The 5,171-nt window shown below is 40.0% G+C and carries 4 protein-coding genes; 1 reads left to right on the plus strand and 3 read right to left on the minus strand.

Annotated features, from left to right (window positions below; translation table 11 throughout):
* The 3 genes from E1163_RS12825 to E1163_RS12835 all read right to left on the minus strand — a co-directional run.
* On the minus strand, positions 1-1,274 hold a 1,274-nt coding region (locus E1163_RS12825), incomplete at its 3' end, for a flippase (protein ID WP_155172322.1).
* Between the two features lie 5 nt (positions 1,275-1,279).
* Positions 1,280-2,299 carry a sulfotransferase family protein gene (locus E1163_RS12830; RefSeq protein WP_155172325.1) on the minus strand — a complete coding sequence of 340 codons (1,020 nt, stop codon included), beginning with the start codon at positions 2,297-2,299 and terminating at the stop codon, positions 1,280-1,282.
* A gap of 84 nt (positions 2,300-2,383) precedes the next feature.
* A complete protein-coding gene (locus E1163_RS12835; protein WP_155172328.1) occupies positions 2,384-4,063 on the minus strand; it encodes a hypothetical protein in 1,680 nt (559 codons plus the stop codon).
* A gap of 89 nt (positions 4,064-4,152) precedes the next feature.
* On the opposite strand from E1163_RS12835, the gene E1163_RS12840 reads away from it, so the two are divergent.
* Complete coding sequence (locus tag E1163_RS12840; RefSeq protein WP_185156074.1) at positions 4,153-5,067, plus strand: sulfotransferase domain-containing protein; 915 nt, start codon at positions 4,153-4,155, stop codon at positions 5,065-5,067.
* Positions 5,068-5,171 lie beyond the last annotated feature (104 nt).

Consider the following 5,171-nt stretch of genomic DNA (forward strand, 5'->3'; position numbering starts at 1 on the left):
AAAATATTCAAGGTTCTTACATCTATCTGCTTGTATAAAATATATTGAATAAAAGCAGCACCCAGCCCGTAAGTTAGGATAGTTCCGTAAGCTGCTCCCATAATACCATAATATTTAATTGAAAGCCAGGTAATTAGAATGCCAACTGCTGAACTAACAATAATAAAGTAGAAATTGATATGCGCCTTTCCTATTGCATTTAAGGTTACCCCAAACTGACGTTGAAAGGGTTCAAAAATTCCATATAGTACCATCACCTGTAAAACCGGTACCGCCTCAGGATACTTTGGTCCTGCAATAATCAGCACGATAGGTTCAGCAAAAAAGAAAATAAGTATAACACAAGGAAGAATAGCCACCATTATAATAGCTACAGACCGCTCATAAAGGTATTTGGCAGCAGAGATCCCTTCTTTTCTAACACGGTTGATCATTTCCGGATAAAATACTGAAGCAATGGCCGCCAAAGGTATCTCAAATAAATTAGTGACTTTTACTGCCGGTGAAAATACGGCTACAGATGCAGGACCTATCATACCCCCTAAAAACCACTCCTTGGTATTTTTATTAAGCATGGTACTAATGTTGGTCCCCAGCGTATATTTTCCGTAGTGAAAAAGCCTGCCAATCCAAACCTTGTCAAAACTAAAAGTAAAGGTACTTTCCCTTCTTGCAAACCAATAGGCCAGAAACGAGCTTATGACATACCCAATACTGAAATACAAAGCCAGCTCAAAAAGTGTAGGCTCATACCCGGATATGAATGCATATAAAATAAAGGCGAGCAATACCAGCTTCTGAAAAAAGGTGCTGACTACCGTACCTCCAAACCTGAGATTGGCTTGTTGCAAGAATGTAAAATGGGCAAATAAGGTAAAACCAAATACGGATATAATGCTGATCAGGAGCATATCCTTTAGAGCAGGTGCTTCAAAAAAGTAATTTACCGTATAGGCCAGCGATATAAAAACAATCGAAATTATAAAGGCAGCAAAAAGGTTGAGCGAAAGGGAAGCACTTATAATATGTTTGTGATTTTTCTCATCTTCTGAATTCAGGTACCGCAACAACGGATTATATATGAAAGCATTCCTGATAGACTCAGAAAGGCCTGTAATAGACAGAAAGATAACCCATACACCAAAATCGTTCGGGGACAGTATCCTGATCAGAAAAAAGAAATTCAGCAACCCGAATAAAGTGATCGAAATCCGGTTAAGTAGCGTAAGGGAGCCTGATTTGAACCAATACGACTTTTTTAGCTTATCTAACATGCCACTTACCAGTCATTGTTTTCGGCAAACCCAAGCTTAACAAGGTTATCTCCTGCCGCTTTTTTGAAGGCATCTTTTTTACTTTTGTCCCAGCTAAGCCACTTCTGGGTAGGCTTAAATTTCTCATCCTTTTCTATAGGTTTCCAGTGTACCTCACCCTGATCACCTTTATAGCTTGAAGAGCCTAACACAGGAATTTCATCTATCTGATCCCATGGGTATTTATCAACATCCACATTAAGGAATTTCAGGATTTTAGGTAACTCCTCCCTGGCATTGTCGTTCAGGTAGTCATACCTGGTTGTAATGATCCTGTCGCTATAGCCAGCCCTTTCGGCCATCGCTACAAACTCAAAAATAGTATCCACTCTTTTTGACCAGCGCTCACACATTTTTCTAAAAGCACCTTTTCCTCCCCATGATTTTGAGAATGACTCTATGGTATCGCGGCCATCTCTATAAAGTATCACGACTTTACATTGAGGGAAGAGATGGAAGAAATTATCTATATGACCTGCATCAGGTGTTTTAAATAATAGCGTATTGCCAGGTTTAGTAAATCCGGCGAAATACTGTAAAACGCCACTCCCCATAGCCCCTACCAGTGCCCTGGCATGCTCCTGCAATACAGGCTCACCACCATCGATCCACTTGTTCCAGGTGCTTACAGTCTTGTAGGCATACTGCTTTAGGTGTTCTGAGTAGGTATAAAGGCACTGCTCGTCAGGCAAGTCAGCTCCTGACGGAAACTCCAGTTGAGGATGCCTGTCAAGCATATGACTGAGAAAGTTGGTACCACTTCGCTGTGTTGGTGAAACTATGTAGGCTGCTTTAACCTCGGTGGCAGATTTGGCGGCAGACGCGGAACCAGCAGCAGAAAGTTTGCTCCAATCCATATTAAAAGGTGTATCAGGGTATAGCGGATAGGGACTATCTAAGTCTCTAAACAAATAATTGGCTCTGATATCATTATATAGACTGCTGCCAAATAGCTTTTTAGCAGTTGCCGACAACGATTTGATCATATTTATGTGTCTTATAACTATAGTTTAATTTACAAAGCTAATGCTTTGAGTTACTTATTCCAGCAATATTAAAATTATTAGAAATCAAGGTTCAAGAATAACCAGGCGGGGAAACTCCGTTACTTCAATATTGACATTTTTATTAGCATCAAGGCAGTTCGGTTTAAAACCGTTATCATATTTTTCGAGTACAAACTCAGAAACCGCACTGTAGCTTTTCTTCAATGGTAGATTAACCTTGGTGGTACTGTTGTTATTAGTTCCCATCCAATACATAAAGGCCACTTTATCTCCATTATTTAACTTCATTACACTCAGCGGACCTTTAAAATAGGCATACTCTAGTTTATAGCCTGCCAGTTTATTTCCCAAAAAGTTAACCACATGCCACGCCAGGTCTTTATCACCATTTTTTCTGATCAGCCCGGAAGTACTGAATTTTCGGCGGAAGCCCCATGCTTCTATGGCAACAGGATCTTTGAGGGTAAATAAAAAGGTTTTGTCATAACCAGCTCCATACATAGACATCAGGAGCCGTGTGATATGCTTGGCTTGCGCAAAGGTACTGATTTCATGAGAGTCCATACTATCTATATTTGTGGTCGGCGTTCCGATCGGACTTACATCACCTACCACTTTATCATAGCCTGTTTCTGTGAGGTAGATCGGGCAGGAGTATTTAGACCTCAGCACCTCCACAAAATCTTTTGACCTGGAAATCATTTCCGTATTTTCTACTATATCACTGGTTTCTGCGCCGGTTTGACTACCATTTTTAAAAGGGTAAGCATGGGCAGTCAATATCAGGTTTTTTTCAGGGATCACCGGCTTTCCATGTTTTGCTGCATCCTTGCGAAGTTCTTTTAACTCCTCAAGTACATTAAGCACATAATCCGATTTTATATCAATAGGACTCGGAAAGGCAATTTGCATAGAAGGATCAGCTGTGAGAATACCATGCCCCTCTCCCATTTTTCCCATATGTCCGTCTATGGCAGCAGATAAAAAAGCAGCTAAGATCTTCGGTGTGGCACGCTCCCTTTCACTAAACCAGTCTTTATCCATTTCATTCCCCGGTTCTATAGCGAACACCAGGTCAAGCCCGGCTTTGATCTCATTATTGGGTGCCAGTTTCAGCAATTTAGGATCAATAGTACCCCCATCACTGATCAGCTTATTTTTACCATACCTGGCCGTAAACTGGTACAAAAACGATGCATAGGCCTTATAATCCATCGGGTTTTCAGGGTCTCCACCCTCATCCCAGGGAATTTGCCATACATTGATCATACTGTCTTTGGGTACATTGGTGTACAGCAGGTTCTTGGCCAAAACTGGAATGGACTCCAAGCCGCTTTGCTTCATGGTCAGAAGAAACTCATCAAAATTAAAACCTCCGGCTCCCTTGGCAGGGTTAAATCCTATCTTGTCGTTTGGATATGCATCATGGGGAATACTGCGATCAACCAGGCATCTCTTTCCCTTCCACTCCTTAACCATTTCTTCTCCGGTGAATACGTGGCTATCCATACCGAATATCCTGTGGTACTTTGCCACCTGGTATTGATCTTTGATCTTAGATCCATCTTGCTCCCTGACGGAATTGATACCAAGAAAAGCATCAAATGTATGTTTTTGAAGAGAGGTATTATTATTTAAAATTATTTCCTCATCCTTTGGAGACTGGTATGATTTATCAAAATTAAGCCCCAGCAATACTGTTGATCCAACTAATAGAAATGTACCTATATACGTGAATTTCATTATCTTATAAACTTGTTACTCAGTATTTGGTTTAATTATGAGTATAACAACAGTAAGAATAACTAGTTTTGAATAAAATCAATCATTTAGTGGAAAAGTTACCTGACTTCTTAATCATCGGTGCCGGAAAATCCGGCACAACTTCGCTTGATAATTATTTAAAACAGCACCCTGATGTCTTTATGAGTCCGGTTAAAGAACCGGATTTCTTCTCTTATGACAGAATTGATATTTCAACGCTGGATAAGGACGCTTTAGCACATTACCATACATCTATTACAAAAATAGAAGATTATTTAACATTATTCAAAGCCGCCAAGCCAAATCAGGTAATTGGCGAAACTTCCAATACTTATCTGGTTATTAAAGGAACGGCAGAGACGATCAAAGATTATGTTCCAAATGTTAAATTGATAGCCATATTAAGGCAGCCTACCGAGCGGCTTTATTCCAGATATCTGCACCTGGCACGTGAAAATGAACTGCCCTCTCCCCATTTTGAAGATGTACTGGACCGTAACTCCATCTGGTGGGTAAGAAATGACCTGGTAAAGGAAGGTTTCTATTACGAAAACCTCTCCAGATACTTTAATCTGTTTCCAAAAGAAAACATCAGGGTCTATTTAAATGAAGATCTCAAAAAAGATTCCAATGCCCTGATGAAAGATCTTTTTGAATTTATTGGCGTCACACCTTTGGAGGGTATCAATGATTCTGTTAAATACAATAAATCCGGATTTATCAAGAATAAATTCTACGACCGGACGCTTGGCCATAACAGTATTTTAAAGACGGCTGTAAAAAAAGTAGCTCCCGCTTCGCTTTACAATAAAGTAAAGGACAACATCTGGCTTCAAAAAGTGGTAAACAACCTGAAGAACAGGAACCTGGAGCAACCAAAGCTGGACAAAGACTTACATAAAAAGATAACTACGGATATATATGCCGATGACATTCGCCAGTTGCAGCAACTGCTAGGTCGTGACTTAAGCCACTGGCTTTAATATTGAAGAAGTTGGCTGTCGGGGGACAGCCTAGTTGCCATTAAGTTAACGCCGGATTATATATTTATGTATAGTATCGATTAAGTAATACTCGAATTAAAAAA

It is taken from the genome of Fulvivirga kasyanovii, assembly GCF_009711405.1.
In the GTDB taxonomy this organism is placed as follows: domain Bacteria; phylum Bacteroidota; class Bacteroidia; order Cytophagales; family Cyclobacteriaceae; genus Fulvivirga; species Fulvivirga kasyanovii.

Excerpts from the sequence above, each read along its gene's own strand:
- E1163_RS12830 (WP_155172325.1), bottom strand. The coding sequence starts at position 2,299 with ATGATCAAATCGTTGTCGGCAACTGCTAAAAAGCTATTTGGCAGCAGT.
- E1163_RS12835 (WP_155172328.1), bottom strand. The coding sequence starts at position 4,063 with ATGAAATTCACGTATATAGGTACATTTCTATTAGTTGGATCAACAGTA.